Consider the following 21,204-nt stretch of genomic DNA (forward strand, 5'->3'; position numbering starts at 1 on the left):
CGCGGGCGTGCGGGACGGGGGGACAGCGACGAGGGTTGCGCCGGAGCTGTCAGAGCAGGTCGAACAGCTCCGCCGCGTCCAGTTCGCCGTCGTCGCCCTCCTCGACGCTCTGGTCGATGACCTGTGCGAGTGCCGCGACGGTCCGGTTCTTGAAGACCGTGGTGAGCATGAGCGGAATGCCCCACTTCTCCTGGACCTCGGTCGCCATGGAGGCCACGAGGAGCGAGTGGCCGCCGAGGGCGAAGAAGTCGTCGTGGATTCCCACGCGGTCCAGTTCCAGGAGGCGGGCCCAGAGCTGCGCCAGGGCCTCTTCGGTCCCGGTCCGGGGATCGACGTGGCTCTCGCCCGCCCGCGCCTGCTGCACGACGTCCGACAGCGCCGGCAGCGCCTTCCGGTCGACCTTGCCGTTGGCGGTGAGCGGGAACTCGTCCAGCTGCACGAAGTAGGCGGGCACCATGTACTCGGGGAGCCGTTCGAGGAGATGCGCCCTCAGCTCGTCCTGAGGCGCCTCCCGGCCGTCCTTCACCGTGAGGAAGGCGGTCAGCCGCTTGTCGGCGGACGTCACCTCGTGCACCACGACCAGGCAGGACCGGACGGCCGGGTGGTCTGCCAGGACGGCCTCGATCTCCTCGATCTCGATGCGGTAGCCGCGGATTTTGATCTGGTGGTCCTTGCGCCCCGCGTACTCGATGACGCCGTCCGGCCGGTACCGGGCCAGGTCGCCGGTCGCGTAGAGGCGTCCGGGACCGAAGGGATCGGCGACGAACCGTTCGGCGGTCAGGTCGGGACGCCCCAGATAGCCGCGCGCCAGCTGGACGCCACCGATGTGAAGCTCCCCGATGACACCGTCCGGCGCCGGCTCCATCGCGTCGTTCAGGATGTACAGCCGTGTGTTGGCCACCGGACGGCCGATCGGGACGGTGGTCGCCCCCGCGGTGTTCCGGCACTCCCAGAAGCTGACGTCGACCGACGCCTCGGTGGGCCCGTAGAGGTTGTGCAGCCGGGTGTCCGGCAGGGCCCGGTGGAACTGCTCCTGAACCTCGGGGGGCAGGGCCTCCCCGCTGCACATCACGTGGCGTACGCCCCGGCACTGCCAGGGCACGGTCTGCTGCTGCAGGAATGCCTGCAGCATCGAGGGCACGAAGTGGAGGACGCCGATCCCCTGCTGCTCGACCAGCTCGCTCAGGTAGGCGGGGTCGCGGTGCCCCTCGGGGCGGGCGAGGTGCAGGTGCGCGCCGGTGATCAGAGGCCAGAAGAACTCCCAGACCGACACGTCGAAGCTGTACGGGGTCTTCTGCAGGACGCGGTCGTGCTCCCGCAGGCCGTAGGCGTCCTGCATCCAGAGCAGACGGTTGCAGATGCCACGGTGCGACAGCATCGCGCCCTTGGGCCGGCCCGTTGAGCCGGAGGTGTAGATCACGTAGGCCAGGTTGTCCGGGCTCACGGCGACGTCCAGGGGATCGGGGCTCGCCTCCAGCCAGGACGTGTCGCTCCCGCCGAGTTCGACCGGCCGGACTCCTCGCTCGGCCAGGAAGCCCACGCGGTCCGCGGTCCCGGGCTCCACCAGCGCCAGTTGCACCCCGGCGTCCTCGGCCATGTAGGCCAGCCGTTCGGCCGGGTGGTCCGGGTCCAGCGGCACATAGGCGCCGCCGGCCTTCAGGACGGCGAGCAGACCGGTCACCAGGTCGAGGGAGCGGTGCATGCAGACGCCGACGCGCGACTCCGGACCCACGCCGAGGTCGCGCAGCGTCCGCGCCAGCCGGTTGGCACGCCGGTCAAGCGCGGCATAACTCACCTGCTGGTCCTCGTAGGACAGCGCGATGCGGTCGGGCGACTGGCGGACCTGCTCCGCGAAGAGCTCGTGGAGGCACACGGGCCGCAGGGCGTCATCGTCCCGCGTGGCGTTCCGTGCCTCCACGATGCGCGCCCGCGCCGTCTCCGGAAGCAGCGGGAGGCGCCGGACGGGCGTCCGCGGTCGGGTCAGAGCCGCTTCGAGGAGGATCCGCAGGTGCTCGCCCATGCCGGCCACGGTGTCGCGTTCGAAGAGGCTGGTGCTGTACTCGAAGGTGTACTGCAGCTCGCCGTCGCGCTGCTGGATGCTGAGGCCCAGGTCGAACTTGGCGACGCCGATGCCGTCCTCCGTCACGTCGTGGATCCAGGCGGGCTGCTCCTGCGTCCCGGGCAGCTCCTCGAAGAGCTTGTCCAGGCCGGTGAACATCACCTGGAACACGGGGCTGTAGCTGAGGCTGCGCTCGGGCTTCAGCTCCTCGACGATGCGGTCGAACGGCACCTCCTGACGGCTCTGCGCCTCCAGGAGCTTCCAGCGGACCTGCGCCAGCACGTCCGAGAAGTCCGGGTCGCCCTCGAGGTCGACGCAGAGCGCCACCGTGTTGACGAGGAACCCGATGAGCGGCTCGGTCTCGACGCGGCCGCGGTTGGCGACCGGGATGCCGATCACCACATTGTCCTGTCCGCTGTAGCGCGAGAGCAGGACGGCGAAGGCGCTCAGCAGCACCACGAAATGCGTCGTCCGGTTCGTGCCGCTCACGCTCGCGAGCTGCTCGACGAGCTCCGGCGGCAGGGAGCGGGTGAGGTTGGCGCCCCGGAAGTCCTGCACCGCCGGCCGGGGGTGGTCGGTCGGCAGCGACATCAGCGCGGGCGCGTCGGCCAGCTGCTCCTTCCAGTACCGCAGGTGCGGCCGCAGCCGTTCCTCCTCGAGCCACTGCTGCTGCCACACCGCGTAGTCGGCGTACTGGAGGGCCGGCGGGGCCGGCATCGGCGGGCCGTCCGGCCCCAGAGCGTCGTAGATCCGCAGCAGCTCCTCGTTGAGGATGCCGACCGAGTAGCCGTCGAAGATCGCGTGGTGGGCGCTGAAGGCCAGGAGCGCCTCGTCGTCGGACAGGCGGACGAGCAGGGTGCGGAACAGGGGTCCATCGGCCAGGTCGAAGGTCTGCGTCCACAGGTCGCGGGTGACGGCCTTCACCGACTCGGGGCGCCGCTCAGGCGGCTGTGCGGACACATCGGCCTCGGTGAGGACCACGGTCCCGGTCTCCGCGATGTCCTGCCACACGCGCCCCTGCCCCTCCCGGAACGTGGTCCGCAGGATCTCGTGGCGGGTGATCAGCTCCTCGAGTGCGCGCCGGAGTCTGGCCGGGTCCACCGCGACGGGGCGGTGGAGCAGCCAGCCCACGGTGTACAGGGAGCTGTCCGGGTGCAGGCGATCCATGTACCAGAGCCGCTGCTGGTCGAAGGTCGCGGAGATGGGCTCGTCGCGCGGCACCGGCACCAGGGGGACGGCGGCGTACGGTTCCCGCGCCTCCAGCAGGGTGTCCAGTTCGGCCGCGACCCGGAAGAGGGCCGGCTGCTCGAACAGGACCCGGACCGGGAGGTCGACGCCGAAGGTCCGGCGGACGCGGGCGGCCACCTTCACGGCGAGCAGTGAGTGTCCGCCCAGATCGAAGAAGTCGTCGAAGGCGCCCACGGGGCGGTGTCCCAGCACCTCCTCCCAGATCTCGGCCAACTTCGCCTCGGTACGGGTCCGCGGGAGCGCGCTCGCCGGGAGCGTGGCCGCCGGGCCGTCCTCGGGCAGCGGGAGGGCCCGGCGGTTCAGCTTGCCGTTGCTGTTGAGAGGGAGCTCGTCGAGGAACACGAAGGCGGACGGCACCATGTAGGCGGGCAACTGCTCCCTCAGGTGGGCCCGCAGCGTCTCCTGCGCCTCGGCGGCGTGCCGGAAGTCCTCGTCGAGCACCGCGTAGCCGACCAGGCGCCTGCCCGGACCGTCCGGCTGGGCGAGCACGGCGCAGTGGTGCACCAGCGGGTGCTGCTCGAGCACCGTCTCGATCTCTCCCAGCTCGATCCGGAAGCCCCGGATCTTCACCTGGTTGTCGATGCGCTCGACGAACTCGATGCTGCCGTCGGGCAGGTATCTGACGAGGTCCCCGCTCCTGTAGAGGCGGCCGCCCGGTTCCGCGCCGAACGGGTCCGCGACGAAGTACTCGGCGGTGAGATCGGGGCGGTTCATGTAGCCGCGGGTCACGCCGACGCCGCCGATGCAGAGTTCGCCGGGCACCCCGGCCGGGACGGGCTGCATGTACGGGTCGAGCACGTAGAGCCGCACGTTGGTGATCGGCCGGCCCATGTGGACGACGTCCAGGTGCTCGTCGGTCCGGCCCCCGGTGGCAAAGACGGTGGTCTCGGTCGGCCCGTAGACGTTGAAGAAGGTACGTCCGGGCGCCCACGTCCGGATGAGGTCCGCCGAGTACGCTTCGCCACCGACGACCAGGGTGCGCAGGTGGGGCAGCGCGTCGTCGGTCGGCAGGGTGGCGAGCGCGCCCGGTGTGAAGTTCAGGCTCTCGATGGCCCGCTCGGCCAGGACCTTCTGGAGGTCGGTGCCGATCATCCGTACACCCGCGGCGGGGATGTGGAGCGTGCCGCCGGTCACCAACGGCAGGAGGATCTCCCAGACGGAGAAGTCGAAGCTGGTGGAGGCGACCTGCAGGACGTTCTGGCGCCTGTCGAAGCACGGGTGGCGGCGGATCCACGGCACGATGTGCTGGACGCACCGGTGGGCGACCATCACGCCCTTCGGCCGTCCGGTCGACCCCGAGGTGTAGATGATGTATGCGAGGTTCTCCGGAGTCACCGTGGTCGCGGGCGCCGTCGCCGGCCCGGAGGCGACAGCGGACCAGCCGGTGTCCAGGCAGAGGGTCTCCAGTCCTTCACCCGGCAGCCTGGACAGCAGGGACGACTGGGTGAGCATCAGGCGCAGGCGCGCGTCCTCGACGACGTACTCCATGCGGTCGAGCGGGTACCTGGGGTCGATGGGGACGTAGGCCCCGCCTGCCTTGAGGATGCCCAGCAGGCCGATGATGCCTTCCAGGGAGCGCTCGAGACACAGTCCGACCAGGACGTCGGGCCCCACCCCGCGGTCCCGCAGCCAGTGGGCCAGCTGGTTGGCGCGGCGGTCGAGCTCGGCGTAGGTGAGCTGCCCGTCCTCGTGGACCACGGCGACCGAGTCCGGGGTGACCCGCACCTGCGCCTCGACCAGTTCGTGCAGGAGCACGGGCTCGACGGCCGTGGTGGTCGCGGTGCTCCACTCGCCGAGCGCCCGGGCGCGCTCCGCGTCGGTGAGCAGTGTCACCTGGGCGAGGCTCTGCTGCGGCTCTGTCACCAGCGCGTGGCAGATCTGCCGCAGGTGCCCGATCATCGCCTCGACGGTCCGCCCGTCGAACCGGCGCGTGTCGTGGAGGATGCTGACGCCTATCCGCTCGCCCACGGTGATCGCGGTGTTGATCGGGTAGTGGGTCTGCTCCTGCGAGCCGAGTGCCTCGAAGCGCAGGGCGTCGTCACGGCTCTCGCCCTCCGGGTAGTTCTCGAAGACGAAGAGGCTCTCGAAGAGGGGGACGCCGACGGGGAGCCCGCTCCACCGCTGGACCTCGCTCAGCGGGCTGTACTCGTACTGCCGCATCCGCAGGTTCTGTTCCTGCAGGTCCTGGAGCCAGCCGAGCACGGTGCTCTGCTCGGGCAGCCTCACGCGCAGGGGGAGCGTGTTGATGAAGAGTCCGGACATGCGCTCGACGCCCTCCACGTCGGCCGGACGCCCGGAGACCACCGTTCCGAAGACGACGTCGTCCGTGCGGGCGTAGCGGCCGAGCAGGAGCGCCCAGCAACCCTGCAGAACGGTGTTGAGGGTGAGACGGCACCGCTGTGCGAAGTCCTGCAACGCCGTGGTCTCCTCCTCGTCGAGGAAGCCGTCGGCCCAGGCGTACGGAGCCGGCTCCCCCGGTCCGCTGTCCGGCGCGTCCAGCGGCTTCCCCGTCTTCGGGGAGGTGGCCTCCTCGACGCCGTGCAGGGTTTCGCGCCAGTACTCCTCGGCCTCGCGCAGGTCCTGCCGCTGGAGCCAGGACACGTAGTCCCGGTAGGGGCGCGCGGGGGTCGGGTCCAGTCGGCCGCCCCGGCTGAGGGCGCCGTACCACTCGGCGGCCTCCTTGAGGATCAGACTCATGCTCCAGCCGTCGAGGATGGCGTGGTGGGCGCTCCAGACCAGCTCGTACCGCTGGTCGGCCGTGCGGACGAGGAACATCCGCCACTGCGGGGCGTCCTGCGGGTCGAAGCCCTGGACGCGGTCCTCCCGCAGATGGCTCTCCAGGCGGTCCTGCTGACCTGTGGGGCTCTCGGACCGCCAGTCCCGGATTTCGAGGGGGACCGGGAGGTCGGCCCAGACCAACTGGAGGGCTTCGTTCTCCGCCGTGGTCCGGAAGCCGGTCCGCAGGATCGGATGCCGCCGCATGACCTCGGCCCAGCTCTGCCGGAAGACCTCCACATCCAGTTCCTGATCGATGCGCAGCACGTTCTGCACGTGGTAGAAGCCCTCGCCGCTCGCGTACTGGCTCTGGAACCACATGCCCTGCTGGGTGGGTGTCTGCGGGTAGCAGTCGTCGAGCGGACGCGCGGACCGGCTGTTCTGCCAGGCGGGCAGCGCGGGCAGTTCGCCGGCGAGGTCGTCGATCTGCTGCTGCGTCAGGCCGCTCAGCGGAAAGTCGGAGGGGCTGTAGCCCACCGTGCCGGGCCGGGCCGCCTCGCCGACGAGCTCCCTCAGGGCATCCAGCGTGCTCTCGGCGACCCGCCGGATCGTCTCCTCCTCGTGAGCCGCCCCACTGTAGGTCCACTCCATACGGAGCTCGCCGTCCTGCACACTGCTCACGATGTCGATGAGATGAACGCGGTCGTTGGCGGGATCCACGTCGGGGCCGGCCAGGCCCGTGAAGGCGGCGAAGTTCCCGGCGAAACTCCCGTCGAACTGGCCGAGGTAGTTGAAGCTGATCTGCGCGGGTGCGGTCCCGGTCAGAGCGGTCGCGACCGGCCCATGAGCAAGGAGACCGTAACCGATCCCCTGCCGAGGACGGACACGCAAAAGCTCCTTGATCCGCTTGAGCCCCTCTCCCAGACCCCCGGCCGAAGGAACCGGCAACCGCAACGGAGAAATCGTGGTGAACCAACCCGTCGTCCGGGACACATCAAGATCATCGAAGAGATCCTCACGACCATGCCCCTCGACATCCACCCGCACATGACCATCACCGGTCCACGCACCGACCGCAGCAGCCACACCCGTCAACAACACATCATTGACCCGCGAGTTGAACACCGCAGGCACATCACGCAACAGCGCCCGCGTCTCCCCCGCACCCAACACCGCCCGCAAAACCCGACTGCCACCGACCGTGTTCCCCCCGGCCCCCCGACCGTCCAACGGCAACTCACCGACCGCCCCCGCCTGCTCACTCCAGTACGAAACCTCCCCCACGGTCGACGCACTCAGCGCCTCCTGACGCAGACGGCCCGCCCACTGCTGCCACGAACTCGACTTCGCCGGCAAAACCGGCTCCCGCCCCTGCCGCACCAGCTCGACCAGAACCTGCAGATCCTCCAGAAGAATCCGCCACGACACCACATCGACCACCAGATGGTGCGCCACCAACAGCAACCGGTCCGCCCGCCCCGGCAACCCCGTGAACAACACAGCACGGAACAACGGCCCATCCGACAGACTCAAACCCGCCTGCACCCGCCCCGCAATCCCCCGCAGCCGCTCCTCCCACTCACCCGACGGACACGACGACAGATCGTGCACCTGCCACGGCACCGTCTCCGGCACCCCGGCAACCTCAGCCCGCCACCCGCCCCCCTCCCGCCAAAAACGAGTCCGCAGACCGTCATGCTGCTCCAGCAGACACCCCACCACCCGCTCCCACTGCCCCGACGAAAGACCCGGATCCACCTCCGTCAACACCGACTGATTCACATACTGCGGAGCCACGAAATCCTGCTCGAAAAACCACCGCTGAACAGGCGTCAGCTCCACAGCCCCCGACACCAGACCCTGCTCCGCCCGCACCAGCGCAGCATCCTGCCGCTCCACAACCAAAGCCAGCTCAGCAATCGTCTGAAACTCGAAAAGCTGCTTCACCGTGAAGAACAACCCGCACTGCTTCGCCCGGAAAATCACCTGCAGACTCAGAATCGAGTCCCCACCCAGCGAAAAGAAATCATCGTGCACCCCCACCGGCCGGCCCGTGCCCAGCACCGACTCCCAGATCCCCGCCAGCCGCTCCTCCACCTCCGACCGCGGCGCCACGAACTCCCGCCCGTCCACCGCATGATCCATCCACGGCAACGCAGCCAACGCCCCACGGTCCACCTTGCCGTTCGGACTCAACGGCAGAACCTCCAACGGAACGAACACCCCAGGCACCATGTGACCCGGCAACCGCTCACCCAGAAACGCCCGCAACTCCCCCGAAACCACCGGCCCATCCGAGACGACATACGCCACCAACCGCCTCGACCCCGCCTGACCCTGCACCAACACCGCCGCACCACGCACCAACGGATGCCCCACCAGCGCGACCTCGATCTCACCCAACTCAATACGAAAACCACGAACCTTCACCTGATCATCGACCCGCCCCAGGAACTCGACGTTCCCGTCGGGCAGGAAGCGCGCGCGGTCGCCGGTCCTGTAGAGCCGGCTGCCCGCCTCCTCGTCGAATGGGTTCGCGATGAACGCCTCGGCGGTCAGCTCGGGACGCCCCAGATAGCCGCGCGCCAGACCCGCCCCACCGATGTACAGCTCACCGGCGGCACCCACCGGCTGGAGCTGGAGACGGGAGTCGAGAACGTACAGCCGCGCCCCGTCGATGGGACGGCCGATGTGGACGCGTTCCAGTTCGGGCCCGAAGCGGGCCACGCTCACCGCGATGGTGGCCTCCGAAGGACCGTAACCGTTGAAGAACGACCGGCCGGGAGACCAGGTGCGGACGAGGTCGAGAGGACACGCCTCACCGCCGACGGAGACACAGCGCAGGAAGGGCAGTGATTCCTCCGGAAGCGTGGCGAGCGCCGCCGGTGTCAGGTTGATGTTCTCGACGGCCTGCTCGAGGAGAAGATCGGTGAGATCGGAACCGACCATCTTCAGCCCGGCGGGCGGCAGCACCAGGGTGCCGCCCGACAGCAATGCCGCCGTAAATTCCCACACTGAGATGTCGAAGCTCAGCGATGTTCCCTGCAGTACTCGCTGCGGTGTGTCCAGGCCATAGTTCTCGCGCTGCCACCGGGCGATGCCGCGGATGCCGCGATGGGTGACCTGCACACCCTTCGGCCGGCCCGTGGAACCGGAGGTGTAGATCACGTACGCCAGGTCGTCGCAGGTTCCGTCCGTCTCCAGGGGTGTGTCGGGCCACCGGTCGAGCTCCGGCCAGACGTCCTCGACACTCAGAACCAGGGCATCGGACTCGGGCAGCACCCCGGCCGTCGACCGCTCGGCCAGCACCACCCGCAGCCCCGCGTCCTCGACCATGTACGCCAGACGCTCCCGCGGATACGCCGGATCCAGCGGCACATACGCCCCGCCCGCCTTCAGCACCGCCAGCAGACCGACCACCATCTCCACCGAACGCGGCACACACAGACCGACCAGGCTCTCCCGCCCGACACCACGATCCCGCAGCAGACGCGCAAGCCGGTTCGACCACCGGTCCAGACACGCATAACTGAGCTGGTAGTCACCGAAGGCCACAGCGATCCGGTCGGGACACCGGCGGACCTGAGCCGAGAACAGCTCGTGGAAGGGCGCCGGACGCGCTGACTGCTGCTTGATCTGCTGAAGCCTCAGACGCAGCATCGCCTGCTGCTCCGCAGTCAGGTTCTCCAGCCGAGGAAGAAGTTCACTCATGATCGTCACTCGTCTCGGTAGCCGGTGAAGCACTCGGAGTCCGGGCCTGGAAATCGCTCGGCGACATACCCTGAACCTCGGCGACGAGTTCCTCAAGGAGTTCGCGCTCTTCCGCGTTCCTGATCCCCGCCGCGTAGGCCGACAGGTCGAAGTCGGCGTCGGCCGCCGTCTGCTCGGTCGTGGAGTTGCCCTGGCGGAGGATCTGCTGCCGCTCCTCCTTCGTGAGGACGGTGATCCCGCTCAGCCTCACCTCCGGCTCCCGGGCGATCTGGGAGCAGACGCTGCGGAGATGGCCGAGCATCCGCTCGATCGCGTCCCGCTCGAAGCGCCCGGTGTCGTACTGCACGGTGATCCGGAGCCGGTCCTCCGGAACGGTCGCCACCAGGCCGATGGCGTAGTCGATCCGTTCCTCGGAGCGGGTGAGGTCGATGCGCAGGGCTGCGGAGTCTCCCTTCGCCACCGGGTAGTTCTCGAAGACGAAGAGGCTCTCGAAGAGGGGGGCGCCGGCGGGGAGCCCACTCCACCGCTGGACCTTCCCCAGCGGGCTGTGCTCGTACTGCCGCATCCGCAGGTTCTGGTCCTGCAGGTCCTGGAGCCAGGCGAGCGCGGTGCTGTGCCCGGGCAGCCCCACCCGGACGGGGAGCGTGTTGATGAAGAGGCCGACGGTGCGTTCGACACCCTCCACGTCGGCCGGGCGCCCGGAGACCACCGTTCCGAAGACGACGTCGTCGGCGCCGGTGTAACGGCCGAGCAGGAGCGCCCAGCAACCCTGGAGGACGGTGTTGAGGGTCAGCCGGTTGGTCTTGGCCAGCGCGTGCAGCCGGCGGGTGTCCTCGGCGTCGAAGAGCACGTCGAGTTCCTCCTGGCCGCTCGCGCCGGACGGCGTCGCCCCCGTGGCCGCATACCGCTCGATGCTCAGTGGGGTGGCCTCCTCGACGCCGTGCAGGGTTTCGCGCCAGTACTCCTCGGCCTCGCGCAGGTCCTGCCGCTGGAGCCAGGACACGTAGTCCCGGTAGGGGCGCGCGGGGGTCGGGTCCAGTCGGCCGCCCCGGCTGAGGGCGCCGTACCACTGGGCCACGTCGTTCAGGATCAGGCCGAGGCTCCAGCCGTCGAGGATGGCGTGGTGGGCGCTCCAGACCAGCTCGTACCGCTGGTCGGCCGTGCGGACGAGGAACATCCGCCACTGCGGGGCGTCCTGCGGGTCGAAGCCCTGGGCGCGGTCCTCCCGCAGGTGCCTCTCCAGGCGGTCCTGCTGACCTGTGGGGCTCTCGGACCGCCAGTCCCGGATTTCGAGGGGGACCGGGAGGTCGGCCCAGACCAACTGGAGGGCTTCGTTCTCCGTCGTCGTCCGGAAGCCCGTCCGCAGGATCGGATGCCGTCGCATGACCTCGGCCCAGCTCTGCCGGAAGACCTCCACATCCAGTTCCTGATCGATCCGATGGATCATCTGGACGTGGTAGACGCCTTCGCCCCGGGCGTACTGGCTCTGGAACCACAGTCCCTGCTGGACGGGTGTCTGCGGGTAGCAGTCCTCGAGTGGACGGGACAGGCCACTCCCCCGCCACTCGGGCAGCGCGTGCAGTTCGCCGACGAGGTCGTCGATCTGCTGCTGCGTCAGGCCGCTCAGCGGAAAATCGGAGGGACTGTAGCCCACCGTGCCCGGCCGGGCCGCCTCGCCGGCGAGCGACCGCAGGGCGTCCAGCGTGTGCTCGGCAACCCGCCGGATCGTCTCCTCCTCATGAGCCGCCCCGCTGTAGGTCCACTCCATACGGAGCTCGCCGTCCTGGACACTGCTCACGATGTCGATCAGGTACGGGCGCCGGTTGGCGGGGTCCCAGTCGGGACCGACCAGGCCGGAGGACGTGGCGAAGCCGCTTGCGAAACTCCCGTCGAACTGGCCGAGGTAGTTGAAGCTGATCTGCGCGGGCGCGGTCCCGGTCAGACCGGTCGCAACCGGCCCATGAGCAAGGAGACCGTAACCGATCCCCTGCCGAGGACGGACACGCAAAAGCTCCTTGATCCGCTTGAGCCCCTCTCCCAGACCCCCGGCCGAAGGAACCGGCAACCGCAACGGAGAAATCGTGGTGAACCAACCCGTCGTCCGGGACACATCAAGATCATCGAAGAGATCCTCACGACCATGCCCCTCGACATCCACCCGCACATGACCATCACCGGTCCACGCACCGACCGCAGCAGCCACACCCGTCAACAACACATCATTGACCCGCGAGTTGAACACCGCAGGCACATCACGCAACAGCGCCCGCGTCTCCCCCGCACCCAACACCGCCCGCAAAACCCGACTGCCACCGACCGTGTTCCCCCCGGCCCCCCGACCGTCCAACGGCAACTCACCGACCGCCCCCGCCTGCTCACTCCAGTACGAAACCTCCCCCACGGTCGACGCACTCAGCGCCTCCTGACGCAGACGGCCCGCCCACTGCTGCCACGAACTCGACTTCGCCGGCAAAACCGGCTCCCGCCCCTGCCGCACCAGCTCGACCAGAACCTGCAGATCCTCCAGAAGAATCCGCCACGACACCACATCGACCACCAGATGGTGCGCCACCAACAGCAACCGGTCCGCCCGCCCCGGCAACCCCGTGAACAACACAGCACGGAACAACGGCCCATCCGACAGACTCAAACCCGCCTGCACCCGCCCCGCAATCCCCCGCAGCCGCTCCTCCCACTCACCCGACGGACACGACGACAGATCGTGCACCTGCCACGGCACCGTCTCCGGCACCCCGGCAACCTCAGCCCGCCACCCGCCCCCCTCCCGCCAAAAACGAGTCCGCAGACCGTCATGCTGCTCCAGCAGACACCCCACCACCCGCTCCCACTGCCCCGACGAAAGACCCGGATCCACCTCCGTCAACACCGACTGATTCACATACTGCGGAGCCACGAAATCCTGCTCGAAAAACCACCGCTGAACAGGCGTCAGCTCCACAGCCCCCGACACCAGACCCTGCTCCGCCCGCACCAGCGCAGCATCCTGCCGCTCCACAACCAAAGCCAGCTCAGCAATCGTCTGAAACTCGAAAAGCTGCTTCACCGTGAAGAACAACCCGCACTGCTTCGCCCGGAAAATCACCTGCAGACTCAGAATCGAGTCCCCACCCAGCGAAAAGAAATCATCGTGCACCCCCACCGGCCGGCCCGTGCCCAGCACCGACTCCCAAATACCCGCCAGCCGCTCCTCCACCTCCGACCGCGGCGCCACAAAATCCCGCCCGTCCACCGCATGATCCATCCACGGCAACGCAGCCAACGCCCCACGGTCCACCTTGCCGTTCGGACTCAACGGCAGAACCTCCAACGGAACGAACACCCCAGGCACCATGTGCCCCGGCAACCGCTCACCCAGAAACGCCCGCAACTCCCCCGAAACCACCGGCCCATCCGAGACGACATACGCCACCAACCGCCTCGACCCCGCCTGACCCTGCACCAACACCGCCGCACCACGCACCAACGGATGCCCCACCAGCGCGACCTCGATCTCACCCAACTCAATACGAAAACCACGAACCTTCACCTGATCATCGACCCGGCCGAGTACCTGGATGTCGCCATCGCGGAGACGGCGCACCAGGTCACCGGTCCGGTAGAGCCGGCTGCCCGAGCCGAACGGATCGGCGACGAACGCCTCGGCGGTCAGCTCCGGCCGCCCCAGATAGCCACGCGCCAAACCCACTCCACCGATGCACAGCTCACCGGCGACGCCCACCGGGACCGGCTGCAGGGAGTTGTCCAGCACGAACACCCGAGTGTTGTCGAACGGCCGGCCGATCGGCAGCTCGGCAGGCACCTGGTCGTGCGGCTCCATCCGGAAGCAGGTGGCGAAGGTCGTCGTCTCCGTGGGCCCGTAGACGTCCACCACCACCAGCTCGGGACAGGCTGCGCGCACCCGCCGCACCGCATCCGCCGCGACCGGTTCGCCGCCGGTCCACACCTCGCGCAGACCGGCCAGGCAGCCGGGGTCGTCCTGAGCGAACAGATGGAACAGCGCCGTCGTCATGAACACCGCGGTGATCTGGTGGGCCGCCACCAGCTCACGCAGCGACTCCGAGGTCACGGCCGCCCCCTGCGGCGCGGCAACCGCCCGGCCGCCGGAGAGCAGCGGGGTCCACAGCTCGTAGGTCGACGCGTCGAACGCCTGCGGTGAGTGCATGAGCACGCACTCGTGCCCCCGTACGAACCGGCTGTCCAGCGCCAGCGCCGTCACATCGGCATGGGTCACGGCCACGCCCTTCGGGCGGCCGGTCGAACCGGAGGTGTACATCACGTACGCCAGGTCGTCGCCGGTCACGCCCGATTCCAGGGGTGTGTCGGGCCACCGGTCGAGCTCCGGCCAGACGTCCTCGACACTCAGAACCAGGGCGTCGGACTCGGGCAGCACCCCGGCCGTCGACCGCTCGGCCAGCACCACCCGCAGCCCCGCGTCCTCAGCCATGTACGCCAGACGCTCCTGCGGATACGCCGGATCCAGCGGCACATACGCCCCGCCCGCCTTCAGCACCGCCAGCAGACCGACCACCATCTCCACCGAACGCGGCACACACAGACCGACCAGGCTCTCCCGCCCGACACCACGATCCCGCAGCAGACGCGCAAGCCGGTTCGACCACCGGTCCAGGTCGGCGTAGTACAGCTCCGTGTCACCGAACGTGACGGCAATCCGGTCGGGATACCGGCGCGCCTGCTCCTCGAACAGCGTCTGCAGCGAAGTCGGCCGGAGAGCACGCTCGTTGAGGGGCCCGGTCCCCTGCTCGACGATCTGCCCGAGCTCCACCTCATCGACCATCGGGAGGCGCCGCACCCGCTGCCCGGGGTCGGCCAGCGCGGCCCGCAAGAGCACCTCGAAGTGGTCGGCCATGCGCGCGACCGTCCGTTCCCGGAACAGGTCGGTGCTGTACTCGAATCCGACGTGCATACCCTCGGGATCGGCCTGGATCATCAGGGTGAGGTCGAAGCGGGCGACGCCGACGCTCATTCCCTCGGCCATCAGGTCGTGCATCCACGGTTTCGGCTGCACCGAGGCCGAGTCGTGGTCCAGGAACGGCAGGCTCTCGTCGGCGAACATCACCTGGAAGACCGGGTTGTACGCGAGGCTGCGCGCAGGCCGGAGTGCCTCGACGAGCCGCTCGAACGGCACCTCCTGATGGGCCTGGGCGTCGAAGAGCTGCCTGCGGACCTGGAGCAGGACGTTCTCGAAGCTCGGGTCGTCGCGCAGGTCCACCCGGACGGCGGCCGTGTTGACCAGGAACCCGATCATGGACTCCAGCTCGACGCGGTTCCGGTCCGCGATCGGCACGCCGATGACGACGTCGTCCTGACCGCTGTACCGGGCCAGCAGGAGCGCGTAGGCGCTGAGCATGGTGATGTAGTTCGTCACCTGGTGCTCACGGCTCACCTCGACGACCTGCTGCGTCAGCTCGGGTGACAGCTGCCGGCGCAGGAAGTCGCCCGTGAAGCTCTGCGCGTCAGGACGCGGGAAGTCGGTCGGCAGGGTGAGCAGTTCCGGAGCGCCGGAGAGCTGCTCCTTCCAGTAGTCGAGCTGGAAGGAGAGCCTGTCCTCCTCCTCCAGCCGGCTCTGCTGCCACACGGCGTAGTCGGCGTACTGCACCTGAGGAGCGGGCAGCGGGGAGGGCTCGCCCTCGGCGAGGGCCCGGCAGATCTGGAGGAACTCCTGGCCGAAGAGACCGATCGAATAGCCGTCGAACACGGTGTGATGGGCGCTGAACGCGAGGACCTGCTCCGCCTCCGGCAGCCTGACGAGCCGGGCCCGCAGCAAGGGGCCTTCGACGAGGTCGAAGGGCTGGTCCCACCACCGGTGGATCTCGTCCCGCGCCCGCTGCTCGGCCTGCTCGCCGGGAAGCCCTGAGAGATCGGCCTCCTCCAGCTCGACCTGCCCCTTGTCCGCGACGATCTGCCAGACCTGGCCGTCCTTCTCCGTGAGGGTGGTGCGCAGGGTCTCGTGACGGCGGATCATCTCGTCCAGGGCGTCCCGGAGCACCGGTGTCCCGAGGGAAGCCGGAAGGGGGACGAGCCAGTTGACGGTGTAGGAGGTGGTTCCGGGGCTCAGCCGGTCGATGAACCAGAGCCGCTGCTGGTCGGATCCGGCCGGCAGCGGGCCGCCTCGGGGGGCGGGGACGAGGGGACGCGGCGGCGAGGGCTGCCGCTCCTCCTGCCGGCGCCGCAACTCGCGCGCGACCTCGGCGATCGTCGGCAGGTCGAAGAAGAGGCGGACCGGCACCTCCAGCGAGAACACCTGCCGGATCCGGGCCACCAGTTGCACGGCGAGCAGTGAGTGCCCGCCCAGCTCGAAGAAGTCGTCGAGGACGCCGATCGGCGAGCGGGACAGGGTCTGCTCCCAGATCGGGACGAGCAGGGCCTCGGTGGTGTTCCGGGCGGGCACGGAGCTCGGCCCGGCGGCAGGAGCCGGCGGGAGCAGCAGCGCATGACGGTCGAGCTTGCCGCTGGGGGTGACGGGCAGGGCGTCGAGGGCGACGAGGCCGGACGGCACCATGTAGCCGGGGAGTCGCTCGGCCAGGTGGGCGTGGAGCCGGGGCATCACCAGGTGCTCGATCTCCGCCTTGAGCGGCTGGTTGGCGTAGTCCGACCAGCCGCTCGTTCCCCGCCCGGGCTCGGACGGGACGACGAACTCCTCCTCGTCCGGGGCCTGTTCCACTCCGACGCGGGTCAACAGCACGGAGTAGTCGCCGTCCGCGCCGTGCCGGCTCCAGTCGACGGCGGCCCGGTAGCCGGCCTGCTCGGCGAGTTCCCTGACGTCCTCCGGGTCGATGCCTCGCAGCGGCCGGTCCTGTCCGCGCCACGCCTCGGCGGTCTCGGGTCCGGTTCCGCTCTTCAGCCAGCGGAGCGTCCGTGCCGCTTCCTCGACGCGGGCGTTCGGGACGTCGCGCAGCCGGAGCCGGTCGGGCCGGTCGCCCGCCAGCATCTCGCGCAGCTTCGCGGGGGTGAGACGTTCAGCCGTCCAGTCCAGTTCGGGGACGGCGGCCGGCGCCGTCCGGCCGGCCCGGTCGCGGGCGGAGCCCACATGGAGCACTGCCTGGTAGCGGAACATCGACATCTCGTTGAGGCTGCGGCCACCCTTGGGCCGGATCTCGACGCGGGAGACGCGGCCGGTGGCGGCGGCCCAGTCGCGGAAGAACGCCGGGTCGAGGGTCAGTTCCTCCTCCAGCTGCACACGGCGCTGGACGCGCTGCCAGAGCTGCTGACGGGTCAGGGACTCGGGTGCGTGGTGCAGCTCGACGTCGGCGTGGAATGCCTCGAGCAGCGGCAGGCTCCGGACGTCTCCGACGATGATCCGGCCACCGTCGACAACCCGGGACAGCGCTTGGTCAAGGACGCGGAGCAGGTAGTGGACGTCGGGGAAGTACTGGACGACCGAGTTGACGACGACCGTGTCGACCGGTTCGAGCTCCAGGTCGTCGAGGGCGTCGGCCTCCCGCCGGTGCAGGACAACGGTCTCCCGGAGCTCCGGCCGGGAGCCGAGACGCCCGCGCACGGCGTCCAGGGCGGACGAGGAGAAGTCGGTTCCGTAGTAGCGGCGGCATCCTGCGGCGAGCGGGAAGAGCAGCAGTCCGGTCCCGCAGCCGATCTCCAGGATCGTGCAGGGACCGTAGCCGTGGATCAGCGCGACCGTGTCGTCCTGCCAGGCCAGCATCTCCTCCCGGGGGATGGGGCCGCCGGTGTAGCTGCTGTTCCAGCCCGAGAAGTCGTGTCCGTCCTCCGACTCCCTCGCCGCGTCCGGGTCGAACGCGTCGTACACCTCGCGCCAGCGGTCGATGCGCCGGCCCACCAGCGAGTCCTCGTCGTCCTGGACGGCGGAACGGGCGCGCTGCGGATGGAGGACGACGTACGACACCAGGGAACGGTCGCCGGACGCGTCCTCCCGGACGACGGTCGCCGCGTCCTGGACGACGGGGTGCTCGCCCAGCGTGCTGTCGATCTCTCCGAGTTCGATGCGGTAGCCCCGGATCTTGACCTGGGAGTCGGTGCGTCCGAGGAACTCCAGGTTCCCATCCTCCCGCCACCGTGCCATGTCACCGGTCTGGTAGATGCGTTCTCCGGGCGTGGCGCCGAAAGGCGACGGAATGTATTTGCCGGCCGTCAGCTGCGGCTCGTCCGCATAACCGGAGCTGAGGCAGATGCCGCCGATGTAGAGGTCGCCCGGCACGTCCACCGGACAGGGACGCAGGCTCTCGTCCAGGACGTAATAGCGTGCGTTCTGGATGGGCTTTCCGTACGGAATGCTCGACCAGGCGGGGTCCACCACGTCGACAGGGAAGAAGTTCGACCAGACGGTCGCCTCGGTCGCCCCGCCGAGGCCGACGACCCTGACCTCCGGGAAGGCCGCCTTCATCAGGTCCGGCGAGTGGACAGGTATCCAGTCCCCGCTCATGAAGATCAGGCGCAGGGACCGGGAGACGATCTCGTTCGCGCCCTCGCCGTCGGTGGGCAGGAAGGGCGCGAGCTGCATCAGGGCGGCGGGCGCCGAGTCCCAGAAGGTGATGGGCTCGTCGGCGAGGTGGCCCAGCAGGTTCGCCGGCTCCTGGATGTCCTCACCCGTGGCCACCCGGATCGACCCGCCGGCGGCGAGCACACCGAAGACGTCGTAGACGGACAGGTCGAAGGTGAGTGAGGTGATGAAGAGGATGCGGTCGTCCGGGCCCACGGAGAAGGTGGTGTTGACCCACTCGATCAGGTTCACCGCCGGGAAGTGCGCGACCGCGACGCCCTTGGGCGTTCCGGTGGAGCCGGAGGTGAAGATGACGTAGGCGATGTCCCGCGCAGTGCCCTGCGGCGGAAGGTTCTCGCGGGGCAGGTCCGTGAGTCCGGCCGAGGGGTGAACGGTGTACGGGCAGTGGGCGGGCACGGGCAGTTCGTCGTCCGCCGGGTCCATGCACACGATGTGCGCGAGGTCCGGCAACGGGTCGGCGGACATGACGCGCGGCACCAGGGCGCGCTGGGTCAGGACGCAGGTGACCTTCAGCGAGTCGATGATCCAGTGCCACCGCTTGACGGGAGCGTTGACGTCGAGGGGGACGTACGTGGCGCCGGCCTTGAGGATCCCCAGCAGGGCGGGAATCATCTCCGCGGAGCGCTCCATCAGGATCACGACCTGGTCGCCGCGTCCGATCCCGAGTCCTCTCAGCCGGTGCGCCACCTGGTTGGCCCGCTCGTTGACCTCGCGATAGGTCCAGCGCTCGTCCCGGAAGAACAGGGCCAGGGCCTCGGGGGCCTCCTCGGTCCGCCTCTCGAACAGCTGGTGAATGCATACGTCCTGCGCGTACGGCGTGTCCGTGTCGTTCCACTCATGGACGAGCCGGGAGTGCTCGGCCGGGGTGAGGAGGGCCAGCTCCCCGAGGCGGGCGTGCGGCTTGCGCACCAGCTCAGCGAGGATCTGCCGGAGGTGTCCCGACGTGCGCTCGACGGTCCGCGGCGCGAAGCGCCCGGTGTCGTAGTGGACGGTGAGCGTGAGGCGCTCCCCGAGGGTCGCCACGACGCTCAGCGGGTAGGCCGCGTGGCTCTCCTCCCGGACCACCCGGAAGGAGCCGGTCCCGGTTCCTGTCTCCTGGTCCTCGACCATCAGGACGCTGTCGAAGAGCGATTCGCCCGGGCCGACCCCGCTCCACTGCTGGACCAGCCGCAGGGGGCTGTACTCGTGCTCCAGGATGTCCGCGTACTTCCGCTGCAGGCCCTGCATCCATTCCGCCCAGCCTGCCGGGGCCGGAACCTCGACCCGCAGGGGAAGCGTGTTGATGAGCAGCCCGACCATGTCCTCGACACCCGGCAGGTCGGCGGACCGGCCGGGGGTGGTGACGCCCATGACCACCTCGTCGGCGCCCCGGTAACGGCTCAGGAGGAAGGCCCAGGCGCCCCGTACGATCGTGGGGAGCGTCAGGTCCCACTGCGTTCCGGCGGCGCGCAGGGCGGCCGTCTCCCGTTCGTCCAGGACCAGCGACACCTGTTCGTACACGGCGGGCGGCGCCTCCGCAGCGGCGTCCTCGCCTGCGGGGGGCCTGAGTTGGAAGGGAAGCGGGCTGACGGGCGACACCGACCGCAGCTCGTCACGCCAGAAAGCCTCGGACCGACCGGCGTCCTGACGTCCCCACCACTCCACGTACTCCTGGAACGGCACCACCGGCGGTTCGTCCAGGGGCTGCCGGGAGGTCAGCGCCTCGTGCACCTGCTCCACTTCGCGGAGAATCCTCGTCTGGCTCCGCGAGTCCATCAGGAGGTAGTGGAGGCTCCACAGGACCCGGTACCGCGCGTCCGCCAGGTGGGCGACGTGGAGCCGCCACAACGGGGCCTCGTCCAGTGAGAAGCCCTGCTCGCGGTCCTGCCGAAGCCGCGCCGTCAACCGGTCGGACTGCTGCTCCTCGTCCAGGGAACGCCAGTCCTCGTGGACAAGGGGAACGTCCACGCTCTCACGGACCGTCTGCACCGGTTCGCCACCCGGACGATCACGGAAGCCGGTTCTCAGCGCCGCGTGCCGCTCCGTGACCCGCGCCCAGCTCAGGCGGAACGCGTCGACGTCGAGATCCTGAGCGACCTCGAACTCGACCTGCGTGTGGTACAGGCCGGTCCCTTCCCCGTGGCGGGCCTGGAAGAGAATGCCCTGCTGCGTGGGTGACAACGGGTAGGAAATCTCGGCCCGCCGGTCTCCGGAGAGGGCAGAGAAATGTTCGGCTGGGTCGCGAAAAGTACTCAAGGCCGCAATCCTCTGAAGTCATGAGCGATGATGCGCACTTTCGCTCCGGCCGAGCGGGAATACGGTCGCCATGGACCGCCCCGAAGCCGTGCGGGCGCGCTGGATCGGTCGATCTTTACGGGCCCGAAAGAGGGCCCGTGAATATCTCGTCAGTGACGTGCAGAAGAACCAGGGAATTCCGGTGCCGATCGGTGGGTGAAAGGCGCCCCGGCGGCGGCGCCGACCACGGGGCCGACCGTGCGAGTGCCTGGGATCCTCGGTCCCCCCGGGGCAGCTTCGGCGACAAAACGCAGGTCACACGTGCCGGACGAGGTCAGGACGCCGGGACGGCCCACAGGGCGTGTGTGCACGGTTCCGAGTCTGGCCCGTCTTCCCATTTTCAAGTCCCCCGAACGCGAACAGTGCGTGTACGACTCACAACGAATGGGATCTCGCATGTGCGGCCCCTAGGTGGGGCTGCGCTCATTCGAACCTTCAACATCGATCGGTATGCTCATGCAGCCCACAGCGCCTGTCAACCGACCGGATGCGCGCCGCCGCCTCGTGATCGATACCGCATTCTTGGTCCGGCCGGCGATTCACGGAGCTGCTTGTCGCAGGTCAGTGGGGATACCGGCCCCGAAATACTCCCGGGGCCGTCACCCTTTGATCCGGCGGACGGTCGGGGACGGCGGACGCAGGACTAGGAAATCGACCATTCTTTGGCACAGTAGGAAGCAGA

General features: G+C 69.1%; 2 protein-coding genes. Both read right to left on the reverse strand.

Annotation, left to right across the window (positions count from 1 at the left end; translation table 11 throughout):
* Positions 1–49: 49 nt before the first annotated feature.
* Entirely contained in the window at positions 50–9,733 is a 9,684-nt protein-coding gene (locus tag OG972_RS08255) for a non-ribosomal peptide synthetase (RefSeq protein ID WP_266979657.1), read from the reverse strand.
* Positions 9,726–20,483 (reverse strand): non-ribosomal peptide synthetase, encoded by a 10,758-nt coding sequence (locus tag OG972_RS08260; protein ID WP_266979659.1) that lies wholly within the window; start codon positions 20,481–20,483, stop codon positions 9,726–9,728. Before OG972_RS08260 ends, OG972_RS08255 begins: the two co-directional genes overlap by 8 nt.
* Positions 20,484–21,204: the final 721 nt, after the last annotated feature.

Source organism: Streptomyces sp. NBC_01669, assembly GCF_026339735.1.
Classification (GTDB): domain Bacteria; phylum Actinomycetota; class Actinomycetes; order Streptomycetales; family Streptomycetaceae; genus Streptomyces; species Streptomyces yanii.

Bases quoted from the DNA above. Each gene is read 5' to 3' on its own strand.
- OG972_RS08255 (WP_266979657.1), bottom strand. From the start codon at position 9,733: ATGAGTGAACTTCTTCCTCGGCTGGAGAACCTGACTGCGGAGCAGCAG.